The organism is Pelagihabitans pacificus, from assembly GCF_009371985.2.
Classification (GTDB): domain Bacteria; phylum Bacteroidota; class Bacteroidia; order Flavobacteriales; family Flavobacteriaceae; genus Pelagihabitans; species Pelagihabitans pacificus.
Genome location: NZ_VIKU02000002.1, coordinates 143,783 through 165,521, shown reverse-complemented (window position 1 = coordinate 165,521; position 21,739 = coordinate 143,783). Strand labels below are relative to the sequence as shown.

Sequence of the window (21,739 nt, the reverse complement as noted above, 5' to 3'; positions counted from 1 at the left end):
AAAGATGAACAAGAAGTTATTTGTTCTTATGGTTATCCTCATGAGCCTGTCCCTAATCGGGATCATTTTTGTGCAAGGCTTTTGGATCAAGAAGTCGGTCGAGGATAAGGAAGAACAATTCTCCAATGCGGTATCCCAAGTATTGACAAGGGTAACCGACAAGGTCGAGGAGCGGGAAAGAAGAGATTACTATGACCGATATCTTTCACAAGACAGCTTAGGAGAGCCAGTGGCTTCCAGACTTAGAAATATCTTTTTTATTGACCGCGATAATAATTCGAACGAGGTATTATTTTATTCCCATGGTATCTTAGAGGAGAATTACAATATTGCATCTACGTTCTTTGACAACGACAGTGGTGAGGATAGTACACTGATATCAAATTTTTCCAGTAGGCGTCAAAGGACGATTTTCAAGGAAGATTACGACCTTGATGGCAAGGGTTTGAGGCTCAATCCTATTGAAAAATTAGAAAAGATAGGAACGCTCTCCAGCATTGAAAAGGCTCAATTTGACGATGTTTTCAGTGAAAGTGCAAAGCGAGTGCCCATTCACAAACGGGTATCTAAGCAAGAATTGGAACTACTCTTGGATAGAGAGCTTACCGATAGGGGGTTGAATGTCGAATATGAATACGGAATTTATAGTAAAGGGCTCCCTACAAAGGTAAAATCCAGAAAATTCAAGTTCGCAAACAGCACCTTGTACAAAGCACCTATTTTCGAGGATAGCGATGGCGATACCGATTTCTCATTACTGCTTACCTTTCCAAAAAAGAAAGGTTTTTTGATTCAGCAAATATTGGGAATGGCGGTATTATCGCTTCTTTTCACTTTGGTAATCGTTGCCTCCTATTCGGGGGCAATTTATCAGTTGATCAAGCAAAAACAGATTTCGGAGATTAAGTCCGATTTCATCAATAACATGACCCATGAATTCAAGACGCCGATAGCCACTATCAACCTCGCCGTCGAGGCGATAAAAAACCCTCAGACTATCGATGATAAGGAAAAGGTGATGCGTTACCTTGGGATGATTCGGGATGAGAACAAGCGTATGCATGCCCAGGTAGAAAACGTACTCCGAATTTCGAAACTTGAAAAGAATCAACTGGATATCAGTAAGGATAGAATAGACGCACACCACATTATTAAGGACGCCATTGCCCATATCGAATTAATTGTACAGGACCGGGGAGGGTATATCAAAACCCATCTTGATGCAGCAAGAAAAGAAGTGTTGGCAAATGAGATGCATTTGACCAACGTTATAGTGAACATTCTGGACAACGCCATAAAATATTCCCCCGAGGCGCCTAAAATCGATGTATTCACCGAGGTGGCCAAAAACTTTATTATCATAAAAATTCAGGACCAAGGAGCGGGTATGAGTAAGGCGGTCTTAAAAAAGGTTTTTGAAAAATTCTACCGGGAACATACCGGGGACATACATAACGTGAAAGGACACGGACTTGGTCTGGCCTACGTAAAAAAAATTATAGACGACCATCAAGGTGAGGTCTATGCAGAGAGTGAAAAAGGAAAAGGAAGCACTTTCTACGTAAAATTACCCTTAATCTAAAACAAACTATGGAAACTGTAAACAAGAAAATACTTTTAGTGGAGGATGATCCCAATTTTGGGATTGTTCTAAAAGACTACCTTTCAATGAACGATTTCGACGTCACTTTGGCAAAGAACGGAATGGAAGGTTTTGAAAAATTTAAAAAAGACAACTTCGACGTCTGCATTTTAGACGTCATGATGCCTTACAAGGATGGTTTTACCCTCGCAAAGGAAATAAGGGAGAAAAACGAGAACGTTCCTATCATCTTCTTAACGGCCAAGACCATGAAAGAAGATGTTCTAAAAGGGTATAAGGCGGGTGCCGATGACTATTTGAACAAGCCTTTCGACTCCGAAGTACTGCTGATGAAACTCAAGGCGATCATTCAGAGAAAATCTTCCAATACCTTGGCGGATAGTAAGAAATTTGAGTTTCAAATAGGAAACTTTCATTTGAATTCAAAACTCAGATTCCTAAAGTATAAAGATGAGGAGCCCATAAAGCTTTCTCCAAAGGAGAACGAACTTTTGAGATTATTGGCCTTGCATGAAAATGATTTGATGCCAAGGGAATTGGCGTTGACAAAAATTTGGCGCGATGATAATTACTTCACTTCCCGAAGTATGGATGTATACATTGCCAAACTCCGTAAATACTTAAAACGCGATGACTCGGTAGAGATCCTTAACATTCATGGCGAGGGATTCCGTTTAGTGGTAAAAAATGAGTAGATGACCTTAAAAGGTCCTCAGCAATATAAGGCATTCATGAAAATGAATGCTTTTTTTAATCGAACTAGAGACCTTGCATCCGTAAAAATATCTCGGATGCGATTTCACGAGGCGTTTTGCCAATTGAAACGGTAATGGCTTTCTTGGGAGGTTCCAAGGTCTCAAATTGTGATTTTAACAGATCGATCGGCATAAAATGGCCCCTTCGGGCTTGTAGTCTTTCCAATACTTGGTCAAAAGTACCTTGCAGGTATACAAAGAGTGTCTTTTCTTGGATTTTATTTTCTAATATCGTTCGGTATCTTTCCTTTAACGCGGAACAGGCAATAACGGCCCCATCGTGTTGTTTGGAACGTGCAAGTTGATTCAAGGCTTCGAGCCAATCCCTACGGTCATCGTCATTTAGTGGATGGCCATCGGCCATTTTTTTTACATTGGCCTTCGAATGATAGTCGTCTCCATCGAAAAATGGATATCCCAATTGTTCTGCCAAGAGCTTTCCAACAGTGGACTTACCGCTACCCGATACGCCCATCACATAAATGATTCTATTTTCGTTCATCGGAAAAAGCTGTTATTTGCTCTTCTATTTTACTTAGTACATCATCGAAAGACTGGTTATAGGCTACCCAAAGAATGTCCTCCCGTCGTCGATACCAAGTGAGCTGTCTTTTGGCAAACCTCCTGGTGTTTTTTTTTATTTCGGATACGGCAAAGTCCAAGTCACACTTCCCATCAAAGTATTGGAACAGTTCCCGATACCCCACAGTTTGTAATGCGTTCAACGATTTTTGGGGATAGAGGGCCTTGGCCTCTTTCAGTAAGCCCTGCCGCATCATCGCATCCACCCTTTGGTCGATGCGTTTATAGATGATTTCTCTCTCCGCTTGGATACCGACCGTCAGATTCTTGAAAAAACGATTTGGTCTTTTCTCTGTTAAAAATGACGAGTAGGGGCGTCCGGAACCGATACATACCTCCAGGGCCCTAATTACCCTATGAGGATTTTCCAAGTCTACCTTGTGGTAGTAATCGGGATCTAATTGTTTAAGCCGTCTTTGCAAGACCGGAAGGCCTTTTTCCTGTAGCAGTTCGTTTAAACCAAGTCGTATGGATTTGTCGATTTCAGGAAAGTCATCGAGCCCCTTTGTAACAGCATCTACATAGAGTCCGCTACCACCCACCAAGACAACGATATCATGCGTTTGAAACAATTGCCTTAGCAGTTTCATGGCATCCCTTTCATAGTCCCCCACCGAATAATCTTCCAAGATACTGCGATGTTGAATAAAGTGGTGTGGTACTTCATGTAACTCGGCAACCGAAGGCACGGCGGTACCTATGGTGATTTCCTTATAAAATTGTCGGGAGTCGGCAGAGACTATTTCGGTGTCAAAATATTTTGCTACCGCAATGGCCAGGGTCGTTTTGCCAATACCGGTCGGACCTACGATCGAAACCAATACCTTCTTTGACATCAATCGTCATTTAATTTTTGTCCACATTTCCTGCAATATTCCGCATCGCTCCGAACGATGTCGGCACCGCAGTTATGACAGGAACGACCCTCATCCACCGTTTTATCAACTTTTCTTGCAGAAGCATATTCCGCGGATACAATCCCTGTGGGTACAGCGATAATACCGTATCCTATAATCATGATGAGCGTAGCGATAAACTGCCCCAAGGGAGTTTCTGGTGATATGTCGCCATACCCGACGGTAGTTAAAGTAACGATGGTCCAATACACACTGTGGGGAATACTGTTAAAGCCGTGTTCAGGACCTTCGACCAAATACATAATCGTTCCTAATAGCACGGAGACGATGAGTACAAAGAAGACAAAAACGAATATTTTCGTTCGACTGGCTTTGAGCGCTCTTACCAAATTGTTCGACTCCCCGACAAAGCGGACCAATTTTAATATTCTAAAGACCCTGAGCAACCGTAAGGCACGAAAAGCCGTAATGTACTGTGACCCTCCAATAAAAAATGATAAATATTTTGGAATGGTGGATACAAAATCGATAAATCCAAAAAAGCTGAAAATATACTTACTGGGCCTCTTGATGCAGATGATTCGAAGCACGTACTCTACGGAGAACAAGATGGTTACCACCCATTCGGAAACATTAAGAAAGCCATGGTATTTCAAATCGAACCTGGGAACGCTCTCCAGCATAACGATGATAATACTGTAGAGAATAACCACCAACAAAATAATATCGAACAACTTTCCGGCAGGCGTATGGGTGCCGTAGATAATTTCATGGAGTTTTAATCTCCATCCTTTCTGAAATTGCTCCTCGCTCAATTTTCTATACTTCTAGTTCAAGAACTTTAAGAATACGCCTTTTTCTCAGGTAATCTTCGATAAGATGTCGGGTATTGGCATCGGCCCGCATCGGCGTGATTATCGATTCTAAGATATGCAAATTATTTATTTGATGGTTGAGGTTGTAGAACCCCAGACCTCGAAAACGGCCCTCCTTGATGAGAAGCGCACTGTATTCACCTATTTCCCTGCCTTTATCGACCAATACCACATTCTTGCCCTGCAGGCTATACCGACGAATGGCGGTGGTTACTTTTGCGTTGTAGTCGGTTACATCCTCTTTTCGGATACAGGCGCCATTACACTTTTGATTTTCATAGCCAGAACAGTTGTACTTTGCTTCTGATAGTCCTGTAAGTTTTAAACACAGTTGAAAATCGGCTACGATACGTTGCAGAAACTTTTCAGCGGATTGCCATCCCTTGAAAGTTAGAACGGGCGTTTTTTGTGCATCAGCCTTTCCGATTTCCAAGGTTAGATAACCGTTCTGGTCGACGGCACGGTAGAGCGCATGGGAGAACAATTCCTTTGGGCCCGATTGTGCAAAAAGGGGTTTGTTTCTTTTTAATTCTTCATATTCCTTCAGCATGGCCACCAGTTCACTTCCCGTTTTTTCATAGCTCACTTTTTTCGTTTCTTTCTGCAGTTTTCTGGCCTGTTCGCCATTTTTGGTGAAATGCTGATTGACGCGTTTCTTGATATTATTGCTCTTTCCAAGAAAGATGATGTCCCCGTCTTTGTTATGCATGTAGTACACGCCCGTGTCGGAAGGTAGCGATTCCACAATATCCAGCTGTCGTTGCGAAAGCTCTCCGGTCGTTTCGGTTCGAATAATATCTTGGATGATGGTTTTTTTTGTGTCCTTGGCTAAAAGCAGTTTAAAGAGTTTCAAGGTAGCGAGGGCGTCCCCGTTGGCACGGTGACGGTCGCTGACGGGAATACCCAACGAACGGACCAATTTTCCGAGACTATGCGATTCCGCTTCGGGAATCAGTTTTTTTGAAAGATCTACGGTGCACAGCGTTTTACGTTCGTAATTATATCCCAATCGTCTAAATTCGGTACGCAGGATTCTATAATCGAATTGCGCATTATGTGCAACGATGACGGTGTCTTGGGTGATCTCGACAATTCGTTTGGCTACTTCATGAAATTTAGGTGCGGTATGAAGCATTTTGTTATTGATGCCGGTGAGCTTCTTAACAAAAGGTTGAATCTCCCTCTCAGGATTGACCAGACTTATAAATTGATCGACTACCTGGTGCCCATCGAACCTGTGGATAGCGATTTCTGTTATACCTTCCTCATTATATTTCCCTCCTGTTGTCTCGATATCGACTATGGCGTACATCTGCAGCTCTCCTTTCTTTGTTTTTTTACTAATCCCTAGCTCCAAAGATACTACTTCCTATGCGTACCATGTTACTGCCTTCTTCCAGGGCTATCCGGTAATCTCCGCTCATGCCCATCGAAAGAACTTTTAGTCCGGGTAGGGAACCTTTAGTCTGGTCAAAAAGCGATTTTAGATATTTGAATTCCTTCCGAATTTGGCCCTCGTCTTTTGTGAAGGTGGCCATGCCCATGAGCCCGACAACGCGAATATTTTTCATTTGTCGGAATTCTTCCGAGTGTACTATTTCGAGAAGCTCGTTTTCATCCAATCCATACTTGGTATCTTCCGCTGCTATATGAACTTGCAAGAGGCAGTGGATAACCCTGCTGTATTTTTTTGCCTGCTTATCGATTTCGCGTAATAGCTTTAAACTGTCCGCACCATGAATCAAAGAAACATATTCGGCCATGTATTTGACCTTATTTCGCTGAACATGACCGACCATATGCCATTGAATGTCCTTGGGCATCGTCTCCCATTTTTGGGTCATTTCCTGGATTTTGTTTTCCCCAAAAACGCGTTGCCCTGCTTCATAGGCTTCCATTAAATCGGCTACTGGTTTGGTTTTTGATACGGCAACCAGGGTCACGCCTTCATCAAGTGTTTCCTTAACCTTCGCTAAATTCTCCTTTATTGACATATGTTCCGTTCCTAAAAGTTATAATTCGTAGATGGCCAGGCCACTTCTCAGTTTGGGTTCAATATAGGTACTCTTTGGCGGCATTACCAGACCTGCGTCGGCAATTGCTTTAATCTCCTGTATGCTAACGGGAACCAGACCAAAGCCGACGGTAAAACGTCCCCGGTCAATGGCATCCTTCATTTTAATCGCATTGTGTTTGCCATGGCCGTACTGTATTCTTTTATCCTTTCGCAGATCGTGAATGCCCAAAATAGGTTCTAAAACTGTTTTGTATAAAATCTGTGTATCCAATTTGCTAAGGGCATCAGTGAATTGATAAACTTTTTTTCGGAGGTAGAGCGAATAGAATTCCCCATCCAAGTACATACTAAAGTGATGTTTTTTAGTAGGTTTGTACAAAATGTCGCCTTGGTTTTCGATACGGTACAATGCATCAAGCTTAATCAGAAATTCCTCTTTGGAAAGTCCGTTTAGACCCTTCACCATACGATTGAACTCAAAAATACGGATTTGGGAATCCGGGATGAGATACCCCATAAAGAAATTGTAAGGCTCGTTTCCCGTATGCGAGGGGTTGTGCCTCTCGGAATTCTCGGCCAAGAGATTGGACGAGGCACTTCGATGGTGTCCGTCTGCTATATAAAGTGAATCAATGTTAGCAAAGGCGGATTGAAGCGAGGTAATCGTTTTTTTGTCCGATAGGGTCCACAAGCGGTGCGTAACCTTATCGGTCGTGGTGAAATAGTAGGCTGGGGGTCGCCCTCTTTCTTTGGCCAGGATTCGGGCAATTTCCTCGTTATCTTCATAGGTCATCAAAACAGGTTCTGCATTGAACTTTACCGTTTCCAGGTACTTGGCGAAAAGCGATTCCCTACGCTGCAGGGTAGTCTCATGCTTTTTTATAACATTAGTTCGATAATCGTTCACACTTGCGGCACAAAACAAACCCGAACAGTTGAAATGTGCACTTTCGACCTGATAAAGATAAAAACTATCCTGGGGGTCTTTCGTCAGAACGTTATCTTCCAAGAACTCCAAATACCGATTGTGTACCAATTGAAACCGTTCTTGCCCCTTAACATTTTTGTGGTATTTGTATCCGGGGTTAATAATGTGTAAAAAGGAAAAAGGATTATAGGACAATACCGCATTCAGTTCCCGTCGCGAATAATTTTGATAGGAACGTGAAACCACATGGGCCACCTTGTCTGTGGTAGGTCTTATCGCTTGGAATGGTTTTATGATGGCCATGTTGTAAATAGAGAGGTTAACGGCGCAATTGCATTTTTAATACAAAAAGTGGCGCCCAGGGTTGATTAAAAGATGTTTTAGCGAAAGCGTGCGGCTACCTTTTCTGCTTTTCTCGATTCGGAATAATCGTAAAAACCTTCCCCGGATTTCACACCAAGTTTCCCCGCACTGACCATATTCGCCAATAAGGGGCAAGGAGCATATTTTGGATTCTTAAAACCTTCATGCATCACGTTAAGTATAGAAAGGCATACATCGAGCCCGATAAAATCTGCCAATTGTAAGGGTCCCATAGGATGCGCCATCCCCAATTTCATAACGGTATCTATTTCCGATACGCCACCAACCCCCGTATAGAGGGTCTCGATAGCCTCATTGATCATCGGCATTAAGATTCGATTGGCCACAAAACCGGGATAATCGTTCACTTCTGTGGGTGTTTTTCCCAACGTTTTGGAAAGCTGCATAACAGTTTGGGTAGTAGCATCGGAAGTACTGTAACCTCGAATAATTTCCACTAAACGCATCATCGGGACGGGGTTCATAAAATGCATTCCAATGACCTTATCGGGTCTTTGCGTGGCCGCCGCGATTTGGGTAATCGAAATAGAGGAAGTATTGGTTGCCAAGATGCAGTTTTCTTGACAAGAGGCATCGAGTTGTTTAAATATATCCAGTTTTAGGGTTCTATTTTCAGTGGCCGCTTCTACTACCAGCCCAACTTCCTGAACACCTCGGACGAGATCGGTAAAGGTTTGAATGTTTTTTAGTGTATTCGATTTATCGGCCACGTTAATCTTCTCCTTCTGCAACATCCGATCTAAATTCCTTGATATCGTTGCCATACCCTTATCAAGCGAATCTTCGGCAATATCTATAAGATTCACCAAAAATCCGTTTTGGGCGAATACATGGGCAATACCGTTACCCATGGTACCGGCTCCGATAACGGCTATCTGTTTCATTGGGGTCATATTAAAAGGATTGTATGATTTGAAGTGCGACCCGAAGGGCATTGGTACCTTGTTCGAGCGTCACTACGGGAACGCTATTGTTGTTTATGGCATCTGCAAAAGTTTCCAATTCGTCTAGGATAGCATTATTGTCGGATACCTCTGGATTTTCAAAATAGATTTGTTTTTTGACTCCCTCGGCATTCTGGAGAATCATATCAAAATCGCCGGGTTTTTCGGGTGCATCTTTCATTTTGACCACTTCGACCTTTTTTTCGAGAAAGTCGACCGAAATGTAAGCGTCTTTCTGAAAAAACCTGGATTTTCGCATGCTTTTTAAGGAAATCCTACTTGCGGTAAGGTTCGCGACACAACCGTTTGCAAATTCGATTCGGGCGTTTGCAATATCCGGAGAGTTACTGATGACCGAAACACCACTTGCGGTAATGCTTTTCACTTCGGAAGCTACCACACTTAAGATGGCATCTATATCGTGAATCATCAAATCGAGTACTACCGGAACATCGGTACCTCTTGGATTGAATTCTGCCAACCGGTGGGTCTCGATGAACATGGGATTTTGAATGTTATCCTTTACAGCGGTAAATGCGGGATTAAATCGTTCAACATGCCCCACCTGCCCTTTCACGCCATATTTTCTAGATAATAAAATCAAGTCTTCCGCCTCTTCCAAGGTGTTCGTTATCGGTTTTTCGATAAAAATGTGCTTTCCCTTTTCAATGGCCTTTTTTGCACATTCGTAATGCGATAGGGTGGGGGTTACGATATCGACTACTTCCACTGAATCTATAAGGGTATTGATATTTTCGAAGTAGCTGTACCCAAATTCGGCGGACACTTTGTGACCGTTTATAGCATCGGGGTCGTAGAACCCGACGAGTTCATATTTTTCAGATTCATTGAGCAGGCGTAAGTGTATTTTTCCTAAATGTCCTGCGCCCAGCACTCCGACCTTCAACATAGTATTTGATTTATGTCAAAAATAAGGATAGTTTGTGAGTTTTAGGAGTTCCCGGTTTCCCTTTTCAAAGTTTGTTTAATTTGAACGCATACGCCACTAAAAACTTTCCAAAAGCTATTTTTAAAAGTCCGCCGCATCCGTACTATTCCTATCCTTGAATTGATTAACTTTCCTAACTTTGTGCATTAAAACCAAACCTTTTGAAAGATACCCTTAAGCATCGCGGAATGCGCAACAAACTGGCCGATATCCTTGTCGAGAAAGGCATTGTCGACCAAAAGGTGCTCGAAGCCATTAGAACTATCCCCAGGCATCTATTCATGGACAGTAGTTTTGAAGGCCACGCCTATCAGGACAAGGCTTTTCCGATTGCGGCCGATCAGACGATTTCGCAGCCGTACACCGTAGCTTTCCAGACGGAACTGCTTCAATTGGAACCTGACCAAAAAATCTTGGAAATCGGCACCGGAAGTGGCTACCAAACCGCTGTGCTTTTGCGGCTAAAAACCAAGGTGTATACCATTGAGCGGCAGCTCGAGTTATTTAAAAAAACGACAATCTTCTTTAAAAAAATGGGTTATAGACCAAAAAAATTCATTTTTGGAGATGGTTATAAAGGACTTCCGGAGGAAGCCCCTTTTGATGGAATCGTCGTCACCGCCGGCGCACCCCGGGTGCCGAAGGCGTTGATGGCACAACTTAAAATTGGGGGTAGGCTGGTAATACCAGTGGGGACCAACGAACAGGTTATGACTCTGTTTATAAGGAAATCGGAGAAGGAATTCGAGAAAAAAGAATTTGGCTCATTCCGTTTTGTACCCCTGTTGGAGGACAAAAACTGACGGATATATCCCTAGTTGTTGAAACTCTTTTTTATTCTATCAAGGTTGCGTTTGTTGTCGCGATCTTTAATGGTTTCCCTTTTATCGTAGAGTTTCTTGCCTTTTGCTAGTGCAATCTTCATCTTGGCAAGTCCGCGGTCGTTGATGAATAGCTGAAGCGGAACGATGGTCAAGCCCGAAGTCTTGACCTCTTTTTGTAATTTTTGAAGCTCTCTTTTGTTCAATAACAGCTTACGCTCGGCCTTAGGCCTGTGATTGTAGTGGGAACCATGCATATATTCATCTATTTGCATGTTGATCACAAACAGCTCCCCTTTGTCATTAAACTCACAGAAGCTTTCGGTAATAGAAGCTTTTCCTAACCGAATCGATTTGATTTCGGTACCTGACAATACCAGACCAGCTGTAAATTGATCTAACAGCTCATACTCGAATCGCGCCTTCTTGTTTTTAATGTTGATGTTTCGCTGCATTGCCTGCAAAAATAGGCACAATTATCGAAAACATGTCAACCAATATCTGTTGCGAATAAAGGTCGGCGACATATTAGCGCATGTTTACTCGCGTTTGGGGCAGTTGCAGTTGAAATATAGTTTTTGCGAAGTGGCCTCACCATTCACAATCTGTACGATATAAAGGCTGCCATTGTCAGTATCGTCCATCTGGTAGTATTTGTCTTCGCCCAACAAAAGGTTGGCAAAACTGGGTGTCGTATTGCTATGGCCGACTACCAATACATTTTTGTTCAGGTTATCGGACTTGAACTGATCTATGTCCATAGTCTGTGGATCGTAGTATTGTACGTCGATATTCTGCTTCACCGAGGTCGGAGCCGCAGTCATCGAAGTCCTTTGGTAATCGGTGCTATAAATGGCATCCAACTCCGTATCCTTCAGAATTTCCGCCCAGTGCATGGCTCTCCCAAGACCTCTTTGTGTGAGTTCGGGGTCGGGGTCTTGGTCATCCGATCGGTCTTTCTCCGCATGGCGAATAAGATAGAAAGTGGAAGTGCCGGTTTCAATCGTTGCTTGGACATCCTCGACTTTCCTGTCTTCCTTACAAGAGGCAATTACAATTAACAGGAGCGATAAAACAAATAGCTGAGTCTGTTTCATTATTGAAAGGTTCATAGTTAATGGTCAGTATGGTATCAATTCTTTTTCTCGCTCCCAAAACCTTATAGGCAGCTCTTCTAATAAAAGGCTTTCATCATTGTTGAAAACTTTTCTTCTTATCTAACTAAAATAAGTCGAAAATAGTATGTGATGCCTATTGTTTTTTGTTTTTTTGCATATGACTAAACCATGGGTATTTTTTCTGTTATCGTTGTTGCTGTTTAGGTCTGCCGCTCAGGAGGTTACGGTTCCGGCAGACCTTCGTCAGCATAATCTTACAGAGTATAATTCCAGTCTGTTTAATCCTGCTTTTTCAATGTTGCGAAACAGTCCCCCGTCTATTGCTTTGTGGACAAGGTGGCAATGGCAACAAGTGGATGGAGATCCCACTACCATTTTTCTGAATTATACTGGAAAAATAAAGGCCAAATCGGCATTTGGTGCTGGTTTTTATCAACATAATACGGGAGTTTATGTCAATACCGGTGGCATTTTGAATTATGCCTTTGTATATGAATTCAATCCCAAGATAAGCTTTGGCGCCGGGATGAACTTTTTTGGCTTTAACCAAGATTTGGCGGATGACCGGTTTGTTATCGACCCGCAAATTCAGTTACCGATTAATGATAGTGCGGACGGTTTTGTTTTGCAGATGGCACCTGGCATCTTTGTGCAATGGAACAAGCTAAACATTGGTCTGGCATCGGAGAACCTTTTTGATTTTAATTTTGCGACCAGTGAGCGGAATACGGGACCCTCCGACCGAATCTTTTTAACATCGGCTTCGTACGATTTTCAGTTGGGGCAGGACCCTTCTTCCGCGCTAAGACCGGCTCTTTACTATAAGACGATTCCCAACCAGGACAATCAATTCGGGTTGAACGCGCTCTATACGACCGAAAAGTATTGGGGTCAGGTGGGATACAACGATTTTTATGGAATTTCAGTAGGAGCCGGAGGGCGATTTTTGAAGAAAATATCGGTCGGGGCCTTGGTAGAATTTGCAACTGACGCTGAATTAGACGGCAGGGATGCGACCTTTGAGGTATTCGCAGCCTATTATTTTAAACCGAAGTCCGATTCTGAACCGCTAATCAAGAAGGAAGAGGCCATCGTGGAGGTACCTGTGGAGGAGAAAGAAACGGAAGAAGCCGAGGAACCTGAGGAAAAGATTGCAAAGGAAGAAAAAGCCCTGGAAAGAGAACGACTAGAGCGGGAAAAAGCAGCGGCCGAAGCTCTCGAGAAAGAGAAGATAGAAGCCGAAAAATTGCGTAGGCAGCAAGAGGAAGTCTTGAAAAAAGAACGATTGGAGAAAGAAAAAGCCGAAGCACTGGAGCAAGAGAAGATAGAGGCCGAAAAGCTGCGTAAACAACAAGAGAAAGCCCTTGAGGAAGAACAAAAAGCGGCAGCTTTGAAGAAACAGCGGATGCAGGATTCAATCGACGCATTGGCAGCAGAGGAAGAAAGAAGAAAAGCGCTGGCCGAGCTGCAAAGGAACAGGCTGGACTCTATTGAAAGGGCAAAGACTCGGGAAAAGCTTGCGATTGAACAACAAAGAATACAGGATTCAACTGTGCAGGCAGCAGCCGAAGCCGCAAAGAAACTAGCTGAGACGGAACAAAAGGCGGCCGAGACACAAAAGGACACGGTAACGCCCCGGAAGGGCGAGAAGTATGAGGAGGTGACTACCGAAGACGGACTAGAACCTGGATTCTATCTCATTGCTAATGTTTTCGGCACCAAGAAATATTTCGAGGCGTTCATGCGAGACTTATCGAATCAAGGATTGCAGCCACAGTCGTTCCTTCGGAGCCTTAACAATTACAATTACGTCTATTTGGAAAGATACGATAGCATCGGTGAGGCGCGAAGGGCAAGGGACAGTCAGTTCGGAGGTCGTTACACTGGCAAAACGTGGATTTTCCGTGTAGTCGGGAAATAGAGAACCTAGCCATTGGTTTTTTAATGTACCTATTTCTTGAGTTCTCTTTTTATTAGTTGCTCTAGATAGGCGACCGTATTAAGCAAGTACTTTCGATCCCCGGTCATGGTGGCCATTGAGACAGCACCTTGTAGCATCGTAAATAGTTGTTTGGCGAATTGCAGGGGAGTCACAGGTAATCGTAATTCACCATTGCTGACCCCTTTCTCAAAAACCAAGGCGATTTTACCCTCAATGGTTTTAATGGTTTCTTTAGTGGCCGCGCTCAACATCCTATTGTTGTGAAGGGCATCTACCCCTACGTTTAATACTGGGCATCCTCCCATAGACTCTGTAAATTCGTTATAGGAGCGGTAAAAGTCGGTCAGTTTAAAAATCCGGTCAAGGGCATTATCCGCGCTGTCTAACTGTTCATCGATTGCTTCCAGCAAGCGTTTGCTGTTGTATTCGAAAGCCGCCAAGGCCAGGGCCTCCTTATTTTCGAAATTACCATATAGAGCCCCTTTGGTCAAGCCGGTAGCCTCGGTGAGGTCACTCATGCTCGTTCCTGCAAATCCATGCTTGTTGAATACGGGGGCTACGGTTTCAATAATATAGGCTGTGGTTCGTTCGGCTTTGGTAGACATATTTCAAGCAATTTCCTACGAAGATAAAAAAATTATATACTGTATGGTATATACCGAGGATAAAAAAGAGCGGTCAATTTTTGACCGCTCTTTTTACAAAAATTCTAGATAAAATTGTCAATTTGCCCATTTATTCCACCAACTCGTTTTGATTTCGAAATACCAAGGAATCCTCAAACGAATCGATAAGTACAATACTATCTGCCTTAATGGTACCGCTGAGCAATTCTTTTGAAAGGTTATTGAGCACCTCTTTCTGAATTACCCTTTTAATAGGTCTAGCGCCGTATTGGGGATCGTACCCTTTCTTCGCAAGATACGCGATCGCCTCTTCCGTCGCATCAATGGTAATGTGTTGTTTGTTCAACATTTTTTTCAATTGAGCTAGCTGTAAGGAAACGATTTTGGTGATATCTTCCTCGCTCAATGGTGTGAACATAATAATGTCATCGATTCTGTTAAGAAATTCAGGTCGTATTGTTTTGCGCAACAAACCCAGGACCTCGATGCGAGCGGTTTCAGTAGCGCTATAGATGTCATTACTGTTTTCGAACTGCTCTTGTATTATATGACTACCCATATTGCTGGTCATGATAATAATGGTATTCTTAAAATCGGCCACCCGACCTTTATTGTCGGTCAATCTTCCTTCGTCCAATACCTGCAAAAGAATATTAAAAGTATCAGGATGGGCTTTTTCAATTTCGTCCAATAAAACCACCGAATAGGGTCTGCGCCGAACCGCTTCGGTCAATTGACCACCTTCATCATAGCCTACATATCCTGGAGGGGCACCTACCAGTCGACTCACGGAGTGCCTTTCTTGATACTCACTCATATCGATGCGGGTCATGGCGTTTTCATCATCGAACAAGTAGGCCGCCAAGGTCTTTGCCAGCTCCGTTTTTCCGACACCGGTAGTTCCCAAAAAAAGAAAGGAACCAATCGGACGCTTTGCGTCTTGCAAGCCAGCCCTGCTTCTACGAATCGCATCGGATACGGCTTGAATCGCCTCTTCTTGTCCCACAACGCGTTTATGAAGCACTTCTTCCAGTTTTAACAACTTTTCCCTTTCGCTCTGCAACATTTTGGTTACGGGGATACCAGTCCATTTAGCAACTACCTCGGCAATATCTTCGTTTGTGACCTCTTCCTTGATCAATACGCCGCTGCTTTGCTGTTCTGCCAATTCCTTTTGGAGTAATTCAAGCCTTTCTTGTGCTTCTTTGGTCTTTCCGTAGCGTAGTTCCGCTACTTTGCCGTAGTCACCTTCCCGTTCGGCCCGTTCAGCCTCAAGCTTATAGTTTTCGATATCCTGCTTGGTCTGCTGAATGTTATCGACCACCGTTTTTTCACTTTCCCATTGGGCAAAAATCTGGTTGCGTTCTTCCTTTAAATTAGCAAGGTCTACATTGAGCAACTTTAACTTTGCGTGGTCTTCTTCACGTTTAATGGCCTCGATCTCGATTTCCAATTGCATGATTTTCCGGTCGAGCACATCGAGTTCCTCGGGTTTTGAATTAATTTCCATTCGCAATTTGGAGGCCGCTTCGTCCATTAGGTCAATGGCCTTATCGGGCAGAAAACGGTTCGTGATATAACGCTGTGAAAGTTCTACCGCTGCAATGACCGCCTCGTCTTTGATGCGTACCTTATGATGGGCCTCATACTTTTCCTTGATACCCCTTAGAATAGATATGGCACTCTCGGTATCGGGTTCGTCGACCATAACCTTTTGAAAGCGGCGTTCCAGCGCCTTGTCTTTCTCGAAATACTTCTGGTATTCATCCAAGGTGGTTGCCCCTATGGCGCGAAGCTCCCCACGTGCCAAGGCAGGTTTAAGGATGTTTGCCGCGTCCATGGCACCTTGACCGCCACCTGCACCTACCAATGTATGGATCTCATCGATGAACAAGACAATGTTACCATCTGACGAAACCACTTCTTTAATGACCGACTTGAGTCGTTCCTCAAATTCACCTTTGTATTTAGCCCCCGCGATCAAGGCACCCATATCGAGCGAGTAAATGACCTTGTCTTTTAAATTCTCTGGAATATCACCTTGAACGATACGATGGGCGAGGCCTTCGGCAATAGCCGTTTTACCCACTCCGGGTTCACCGACCAACATGGGGTTATTCTTGGTTCTTCTTGATAAAATCTGTAAAATTCGGCGAATTTCCTCATCCCGTCCAATGACCGGATCTAACTTGCCGCTATCTGCCAACCGATTTAGGTTTTTGGCATATTTATCTAGGGAATTATAGGTATCCTCGGCACTTTGTGAGGTTACCTTGCCGCCTTTTCGTAGCTCATCTATCGCGACCTTAAGGTCTTTTTCGGTGACACCTTGGTCTTTCAGGATTCGGGCGATTTTACTCTTGGACTTAAAAATGGCCAAAAAAAGATGCTCTATGGAAACGAATTCATCTTCCATTTTTTTGGCGATGATGTTGGCTTCGTTCACCGTTTTGCCCGCTTCGTTCGAAAACATGAGATTTCCGCCAGAAACTTTCGGAAAGCTTTCGAGCTCCTTTTCCAGAATCTGTTGTACTAAGGAAACGTTCACATTGAGCTTCTTCAGGATAAACGGAACCACGTTTTCATCGACCTCTAGGATGGCCTTGAAAAGATGTTCGTTCTCTATCTGCTGATGACCCATACCTTGTGCGAGCTGTTGCGCCAGTTGCAAGGCTTCTTGTGATTTTATGGTATAATTGTTACTATTCATGATTTATTTTTTTGCCGTTATTGTCTATTTTTGATTCTTAAAGGTCAATAATCTTACCAACGAGGTCAAGCAGACAAAATGACGGTTAAACACGGCAATAGCAAGACATTACGGCAGTCTGTGAGTGATGGGCCGGCTTCGTTTTTTAGAAGTATGACGACCCGGTTACGTTGGAAATAACAGTAATTAGTAGTTTATAAAGTATGGGTGTATTCGATAGTTTATTTGGAGGGAAAGGTGAAAAAGAGAAGACGGCCAAGAAAGTTGTACCCTGGATTCCTTTAACTTCCTTGGACCAATTAAGCGAGATTGGCCAGAAATCAAGTTCCAAAACCCAACTGATCTTTAAGCATTCCAACACTTGCGGCATTAGCCGGATGGTGATGAACCTGTTCGGAGGAAATTATCGTTTTACGAATGATCAAATCGACTTGTATTACCTTGACATACATGCGTACCGTGAGGTTTCAAATGAGATCGGCCATCATTTTCAGGTCGTACATCAGTCACCCCAATTACTGGTGATACGAAATGGAACAGTGGTCGCGCATGCCTCCCATGGAGCGATTACGGAAGTAGATTTGGAAAGGTATCTTTAAGAAAAAAAGGGCGCCAAAAGGCGCCCTTTCCAATTAATTGAATCGATGTCTGAGAATGATATTCTTTAATCTGGACTTTAAATCTTCACCTGCATCATACACCATTTGCTCATTGGTGGGAAATGGGACGGCCGCAAGATTGAGCAACGGGACCAAATCGGTGTCCAGGGCTCTTTTGTCCCCATTGTAATCGGCGTAGACATGTTCAAAAACGAATTCACTCGATAACGGATAAGAATTGATTTCCTGTTCGGTACTTAGGTCTTTGTATCGAACCTGACCGGTTACTTGCGCAGCCTTGAATTGGGTAAACTGGTAGAAATCGCATCGGACCGTTTTAAAGTTGTCTATCTTGATTTTGTTGCCGAGGCTATCCCGCACGACGTTACCGTTGGTGTCTACAGCATATCGGTAGCCATCTTTGACCTGCTTCTCCTTGATGATCTGTTTCTCATTTACCTGTTCCGGAGAAATATTTATTTCCCTGAAAGCGACCTGCATATCATAATCATAAGCAACGTTAGGTAAGATGGTGGTATGGTATCGGGTCCATAATTCATCCAGTCCATAGGTATTGAAATTCAATAATTCCTCTTGAAGTCTTTCGGGAATAATTTGATCTGTCTCGTTCACCATTGCTACTTTCACGTAGTCCAAGCCTTTCGCATGAGCTTCCTCCATCCGCTGTTTCGTATCCTCAAAACCAGGGTTGATTTCGTTCAAATAGGTAAAATCATCGTATGCTTTACGATAGTCCTGTTTGTTGGTGGCATTTTCTAACAAATCCGATGCATTGTCATAAAGATATTCAGAGAGCTGATCTTTGGCGTCCAACAGCTCGTTTTCATAATTCCTAAACGAGAATTTTGCATCCCTGTTTTCCTCGATGATGTAAAGGGGCAAAAGTGGCCTTATTCGTTGTTGGATGGTACGAAGCTTCGAATATCCCTTAAAGATCGCTTCATAATTTGCAGGATTCTCCTCTTTTTCCAAAAAGGCGATTCGTTGTAGTTCACGTTCGGTATTCTTCTGATAGGCCTCTTCTAGTAAAAGGATGTATGGCTGATTGCCCTTTTTTGATTTGTTCCCGACCAAATTACGGATCGATTTGTCGATTGCATTTCCGTAATTGCCGCTATTGACAGCCTCTTGTGTCTTTTTTACTCCTCCACAGGCAAGTAATAGGAACGAAAATATTCCGGAGAATAATATTTTTTTCATGACGGTAGTTTTTACGATTATACATGCCCAATTTCAACAGCCATGCCAAAATTGTGTTTGTATACAACGCAAAACGATGAAATATCGTATTCTATCGCCAAAAATGTATAAATGGGATACTTTACTTGTTTGTAAAGGCCGGAAGTAGCTTGGTACTTACCTCCCCGAAACCGATGCGCATTCCATCTTTTTCGCAATAGCCCCTCATTATTACGGTGTCATTATCTTCGATGAAACTACGTTTGCTCCCATCACTGAGCTGTATGGGTTTGGTTCCCTGCCAGGCCAGTTCGAGCATTGACCCATACGAGTCGGGAGTGGACCCCGAAATAGTGCCGCTCCCCAGCATGTCCCCACTATTGATCTTACATCCGTTTATGGTATGATGGGCCAATTGTTGGGCCATTGTCCAATACATAAATTTGAAATTCGATCGGCTTACCGTATTGGGTTGGCCATTTTCAGGAGTAATCGCCACTTCCAGTTTGATATCGAAACTGTGAAGGCCCTTTTGCTGAAGATAGGGTAACGGAGTGGGATGTTGCGTTGGGCTTTGCACCCGAAAAGGTTCCAGCGCATCCAAGGTCACAATCCATGGGGAAATACTGGAAGCAAAGTTTTTTGCAAGAAAAGGTCCCAGAGGAACGTATTCCCACTTCTGAATGTCCCGTGCACTCCAATCATTAAAAAGTACCAGTCCAAAAATATAGTCTTCCGCCTCATCGATAGGGACAGGCTCGCCCAGCACATTCGCGTCGGTGGTGATAAAGGCCATTTCCAATTCGAAATCAACCCTTTTCGAAGGACCAAAAACCGGAGTGTCGGCACCCTTGGGTAGCGTCTGTCCCTTGGGTCTTCGAATAGGTGTGCCACTGGGTACAATGGTAGAGCTTCGTCCATGGTAGCCTACCGGGATATGCAACCAGTTAGGCATTAATGCCTTGTCGGGATCTCGAAACATGCTTCCAACATTGGTAGCATGCTCTTTGCTCGAGTAAAAGTCGGTATAGTCGCCAATCTGCACTGGAAGCTGCATTTCAATCTCATCCATGGAGAACAGTACAGTATTCCTGTGATCGTCGTTTTGTTGTAAGGTCTTATTTTCGACATCAAAGATTTCACTAATTCTATTCCGTACCAAACGCCACGTTTTCTTTCCGTCCGAAATAAAATCGTTCAAGGTATCCTGTAGGAAAATATCATCGGTCAAGGGGATGCCCTCGAAATAGCCTAATTGATGTAGGGCACCCAAGTCGATGGCATGGTCCCCAATTCGGGTGCCGATGGTAATGATATCATCCCTTGTGAGGAATACCCCAAAAGGAATATTTTGGATAGGGAAATCAGAGTTTTCGGGCACGGGTAGCCATGAATTTATTTGAGGATCATTAGTGTTCCAGGGCATACATAAATTGTTAATTGTTGTTTAATAAAATCCTTATCAAATATATTATTTTATACCTATTAACTACGGCCAATTTGTATTTTTGCGACTCATTTAACACAAACTTTCAATATGCAACGCGACAATCAAATTTTTGACCTCATAGCGGCTGAAGAGGAACGCCAAACCCAAGGGATAGAGCTCATTGCTTCGGAAAATTTTACCAGTCCACAGGTAATGGAGGCTGCCGGTTCGGTACTGACGAACAAATATGCCGAGGGGTATCCCGGGAAACGGTACTATGGAGGTTGTGAAATTGTCGATATTATTGAACAGATTGCAATTGATCGTGCCAAGGAGCTTTTCGGAGCGGCCTATGCAAACGTACAACCGCATTCAGGGTCCCAGGCAAATGCGTCGGTATATCATGCCTGTCTACAACCTGGCGATAAGATTTTAGGCTTTGACCTTTCCCATGGTGGACATTTGACCCATGGATCTCCCGTGAACTTCTCCGGACGTCTCTACAACCCTGTTTTTTATGGGGTAGAGGAGGAGACGGGACTGTTGAACTACGACAACATACAAGAAATAGCCGATAAGGAAAGACCCAAGATGATCATTGCCGGGGCTTCTGCTTATTCCAGGGACATGGACTTTAAGAGGTTTCGCGAGATCGCAGATAGTGTGGGTGCCTTGTTATTGGCCGATATTTCCCACCCATCCGGGTTGATAGCCAAAGGGATTTTGAACGATCCCTTACCACATTGCCATATTGTAACGACCACCACCCATAAGACCTTAAGAGGACCTAGGGGCGGACTCATTCTGATGGGTGAGGATTTCGACAATCCTTTCGGAATTAAGTTGAAGAATGGAAAGCTGCGAAAAATGTCGGCGCTCTTGAACCTAGCGGTGTTCCCCGGTAATCAGGGCGGTCCGTTGGAACATATTATCGCGGCCAAGGCCATTGCATTCGGAGAGGCGCTTTCAGATGATTTTTTACGGTACATGCTTCAGGTTAAGAAAAATGCCGCCGCAATGGCGGCAGCTTTTGTAGCGAAAGGGTACCATCTTATTTCGGGAGGTACCGATAACCACATGATGCTAATCGATTTGAGGAACAAGCATATCTCGGGGAAAGATGCGGAGGCCGCGTTGGTCAAGGCAGATATTACGGCCAATAAGAATATGGTTCCTTTCGACGATAAGTCTCCTTTCGTTACTTCGGGAATACGCTTTGGCACCGCTGCCATTACGACTCGCGGGTTGAAGGAAACTGATATGAATAATATCGTAGATCTGGTAGATCGGGTGTTGATGAATTCAGAAAATGAACAGGAGCTTAAAGAGGTGAAAGGCGAAGTGAATGAATTAATGCAGGGGAGACCTCTTTTTAATGCCTAGAAGAAAAGGCATGGGGG

General features: G+C 43.6%; 20 protein-coding genes. 6 read left to right on the top strand and 14 right to left on the bottom strand.

Annotated elements, in window-relative coordinates; genetic code table 11:
* Positions 1 to 4 precede the first annotated feature (4 nt).
* Entirely contained in the window at positions 5 to 1,582 is a 1,578-nt protein-coding gene (locus tag FK220_RS08095) for a sensor histidine kinase (RefSeq protein WP_152573812.1), read from the top strand.
* An 8-nt stretch (positions 1,583 to 1,590) separates the two neighbouring features.
* The gene (locus FK220_RS08090) at positions 1,591 to 2,298 is read left to right on the top strand and encodes a response regulator transcription factor (protein WP_152573811.1); all 708 of its coding nucleotides are present in this window, start codon (positions 1,591 to 1,593) and stop codon (positions 2,296 to 2,298) included.
* A 64-nt stretch (positions 2,299 to 2,362) separates the two neighbouring features.
* On the opposite strand, the gene FK220_RS08085 is transcribed toward FK220_RS08090, so the two are convergent.
* The 8 genes from FK220_RS08085 to FK220_RS08050 form a co-directional block, all read right to left on the bottom strand.
* Positions 2,363 to 2,860: a gluconokinase gene (locus FK220_RS08085; RefSeq protein ID WP_152573810.1), complete on the bottom strand. Its 498-nt coding sequence runs from the start codon at positions 2,858 to 2,860 to the stop codon at positions 2,363 to 2,365.
* Entirely contained in the window at positions 2,847 to 3,776 is a 930-nt protein-coding gene (gene miaA, locus FK220_RS08080; RefSeq protein WP_152573809.1) for a tRNA (adenosine(37)-N6)-dimethylallyltransferase MiaA, read from the bottom strand. The genes FK220_RS08085 and miaA overlap by 14 nt, the downstream gene beginning before the upstream one ends.
* A complete protein-coding gene (locus FK220_RS08075) occupies positions 3,776 to 4,612 on the bottom strand; it encodes an ion transporter (RefSeq protein ID WP_152573808.1) in 837 nt (278 codons plus the stop codon). The genes miaA and FK220_RS08075 overlap by 1 nt, the downstream gene beginning before the upstream one ends.
* A 4-nt stretch (positions 4,613 to 4,616) precedes the next feature.
* The gene (locus FK220_RS08070) at positions 4,617 to 5,984 is read right to left on the bottom strand and encodes an exonuclease domain-containing protein (protein WP_152573807.1); all 1,368 of its coding nucleotides are present in this window, start codon (positions 5,982 to 5,984) and stop codon (positions 4,617 to 4,619) included.
* A gap of 28 nt (positions 5,985 to 6,012) precedes the next feature.
* The gene (locus FK220_RS08065; RefSeq protein ID WP_152573806.1) at positions 6,013 to 6,666 is read right to left on the bottom strand and encodes a YggS family pyridoxal phosphate-dependent enzyme; all 654 of its coding nucleotides are present in this window, start codon (positions 6,664 to 6,666) and stop codon (positions 6,013 to 6,015) included.
* An 18-nt stretch (positions 6,667 to 6,684) separates the two neighbouring features.
* Complete coding sequence (locus FK220_RS08060; protein WP_152573805.1) at positions 6,685 to 7,920, bottom strand: DUF1015 domain-containing protein; 1,236 nt, start codon at positions 7,918 to 7,920, stop codon at positions 6,685 to 6,687.
* Between the two features lie 77 nt (positions 7,921 to 7,997).
* On the bottom strand, positions 7,998 to 8,885 hold the full coding sequence (locus FK220_RS08055) for a 3-hydroxybutyryl-CoA dehydrogenase (protein ID WP_152573804.1): 888 nt from the start codon (positions 8,883 to 8,885) through the stop codon (positions 7,998 to 8,000).
* Between the two features lie 10 nt (positions 8,886 to 8,895).
* Positions 8,896 to 9,855: a Gfo/Idh/MocA family protein gene (locus FK220_RS08050; RefSeq protein WP_152573803.1), complete on the bottom strand. Its 960-nt coding sequence runs from the start codon at positions 9,853 to 9,855 to the stop codon at positions 8,896 to 8,898.
* 200 nt (positions 9,856 to 10,055) lie between these two features.
* Between FK220_RS08050 and FK220_RS08045 the strand changes: the two genes are divergently transcribed.
* Entirely contained in the window at positions 10,056 to 10,697 is a 642-nt protein-coding gene (locus FK220_RS08045; RefSeq protein ID WP_152573802.1) for a protein-L-isoaspartate(D-aspartate) O-methyltransferase, read from the top strand.
* An 11-nt stretch (positions 10,698 to 10,708) separates the two neighbouring features.
* On the opposite strand, the gene smpB is transcribed toward FK220_RS08045, so the two are convergent.
* A complete protein-coding gene (gene smpB, locus FK220_RS08040) occupies positions 10,709 to 11,170 on the bottom strand; it encodes an SsrA-binding protein SmpB (RefSeq protein WP_152573801.1) in 462 nt (153 codons plus the stop codon).
* 84 nt (positions 11,171 to 11,254) lie between these two features.
* Positions 11,255 to 11,812 carry a SixA phosphatase family protein gene (locus FK220_RS08035; RefSeq protein WP_152573800.1) on the bottom strand — a complete coding sequence of 186 codons (558 nt, stop codon included), beginning with the start codon at positions 11,810 to 11,812 and terminating at the stop codon, positions 11,255 to 11,257.
* Between the two features lie 178 nt (positions 11,813 to 11,990).
* On the opposite strand from FK220_RS08035, the gene FK220_RS08030 reads away from it, so the two are divergent.
* Positions 11,991 to 13,754 (top strand): PorP/SprF family type IX secretion system membrane protein, encoded by a 1,764-nt coding sequence (locus tag FK220_RS08030; protein WP_152573799.1) that lies wholly within the window; start codon positions 11,991 to 11,993, stop codon positions 13,752 to 13,754.
* A 29-nt stretch (positions 13,755 to 13,783) separates the two neighbouring features.
* Here the strand turns inward: FK220_RS08030 and FK220_RS08025 are convergent, their stop codons facing one another.
* Positions 13,784 to 14,380: a TetR/AcrR family transcriptional regulator gene (locus tag FK220_RS08025; protein WP_152573798.1), complete on the bottom strand. Its 597-nt coding sequence runs from the start codon at positions 14,378 to 14,380 to the stop codon at positions 13,784 to 13,786.
* Positions 14,381 to 14,510: 130 nt separating this feature from the next.
* Positions 14,511 to 17,111 (bottom strand): ATP-dependent chaperone ClpB, encoded by a 2,601-nt coding sequence (gene clpB / locus FK220_RS08020; protein ID WP_152573797.1) that lies wholly within the window; start codon positions 17,109 to 17,111, stop codon positions 14,511 to 14,513.
* Between the two features lie 203 nt (positions 17,112 to 17,314).
* Between clpB and ytxJ the strand changes: the two genes are divergently transcribed.
* On the top strand, positions 17,315 to 17,710 hold the full coding sequence (ytxJ, locus tag FK220_RS08015; protein ID WP_152573796.1) for a bacillithiol system redox-active protein YtxJ: 396 nt from the start codon (positions 17,315 to 17,317) through the stop codon (positions 17,708 to 17,710).
* Positions 17,711 to 17,743: 33 nt separating this feature from the next.
* Here ytxJ and FK220_RS08010 read toward each other — a convergent pair whose 3' ends face one another.
* Together FK220_RS08010 and fahA are read right to left on the bottom strand one after the other, a co-directional pair.
* Positions 17,744 to 18,931, bottom strand: a complete 1,188-nt coding sequence (locus tag FK220_RS08010) for a hypothetical protein (RefSeq protein ID WP_152573795.1) — start codon at positions 18,929 to 18,931, stop codon at positions 17,744 to 17,746.
* Positions 18,932 to 19,052: 121 nt separating this feature from the next.
* Complete coding sequence (fahA, locus tag FK220_RS08005) at positions 19,053 to 20,336, bottom strand: fumarylacetoacetase (protein WP_152573794.1); 1,284 nt, start codon at positions 20,334 to 20,336, stop codon at positions 19,053 to 19,055.
* Positions 20,337 to 20,447: 111 nt separating this feature from the next.
* On the opposite strand from fahA, the gene glyA reads away from it, so the two are divergent.
* A complete protein-coding gene (gene glyA, locus FK220_RS08000; protein ID WP_152573793.1) occupies positions 20,448 to 21,722 on the top strand; it encodes a serine hydroxymethyltransferase in 1,275 nt (424 codons plus the stop codon).
* The last annotated feature ends 17 nt before the right edge of the window (positions 21,723 to 21,739 follow it).

Bases quoted from the DNA above. Each gene is read 5' to 3' on its own strand.
- FK220_RS08095 (WP_152573812.1), top strand. From the start codon at position 5: ATGAACAAGAAGTTATTTGTTCTTATGGTTATCCTCATGAGCCTGTCC.
- FK220_RS08090 (WP_152573811.1), top strand. From the start codon at position 1,591: ATGGAAACTGTAAACAAGAAAATACTTTTAGTGGAGGATGATCCCAAT.
- FK220_RS08085 (WP_152573810.1), bottom strand. From the start codon at position 2,860: ATGAACGAAAATAGAATCATTTATGTGATGGGCGTATCGGGTAGCGGT.
- miaA (WP_152573809.1), bottom strand. From the start codon at position 3,776: ATGTCAAAGAAGGTATTGGTTTCGATCGTAGGTCCGACCGGTATTGGC.
- FK220_RS08070 (WP_152573807.1), bottom strand. From the start codon at position 5,984: ATGTACGCCATAGTCGATATCGAGACAACAGGAGGGAAATATAATGAG.
- FK220_RS08065 (WP_152573806.1), bottom strand. From the start codon at position 6,666: ATGTCAATAAAGGAGAATTTAGCGAAGGTTAAGGAAACACTTGATGAA.
- FK220_RS08060 (WP_152573805.1), bottom strand. From the start codon at position 7,920: ATGGCCATCATAAAACCATTCCAAGCGATAAGACCTACCACAGACAAG.
- FK220_RS08055 (WP_152573804.1), bottom strand. From the start codon at position 8,885: ATGAAACAGATAGCCGTTATCGGAGCCGGTACCATGGGTAACGGTATT.
- FK220_RS08050 (WP_152573803.1), bottom strand. From the start codon at position 9,855: ATGTTGAAGGTCGGAGTGCTGGGCGCAGGACATTTAGGAAAAATACAC.
- smpB (WP_152573801.1), bottom strand. From the start codon at position 11,170: ATGCAGCGAAACATCAACATTAAAAACAAGAAGGCGCGATTCGAGTAT.
- FK220_RS08035 (WP_152573800.1), bottom strand. From the start codon at position 11,812: ATGAAACAGACTCAGCTATTTGTTTTATCGCTCCTGTTAATTGTAATT.
- FK220_RS08030 (WP_152573799.1), top strand. From the start codon at position 11,991: ATGACTAAACCATGGGTATTTTTTCTGTTATCGTTGTTGCTGTTTAGG.
- FK220_RS08025 (WP_152573798.1), bottom strand. From the start codon at position 14,380: ATGTCTACCAAAGCCGAACGAACCACAGCCTATATTATTGAAACCGTA.
- clpB (WP_152573797.1), bottom strand. From the start codon at position 17,111: ATGAATAGTAACAATTATACCATAAAATCACAAGAAGCCTTGCAACTG.
- ytxJ (WP_152573796.1), top strand. From the start codon at position 17,315: ATGGGTGTATTCGATAGTTTATTTGGAGGGAAAGGTGAAAAAGAGAAG.
- FK220_RS08010 (WP_152573795.1), bottom strand. From the start codon at position 18,931: ATGAAAAAAATATTATTCTCCGGAATATTTTCGTTCCTATTACTTGCC.
- fahA (WP_152573794.1), bottom strand. From the start codon at position 20,336: ATGCCCTGGAACACTAATGATCCTCAAATAAATTCATGGCTACCCGTG.
- glyA (WP_152573793.1), top strand. From the start codon at position 20,448: ATGCAACGCGACAATCAAATTTTTGACCTCATAGCGGCTGAAGAGGAA.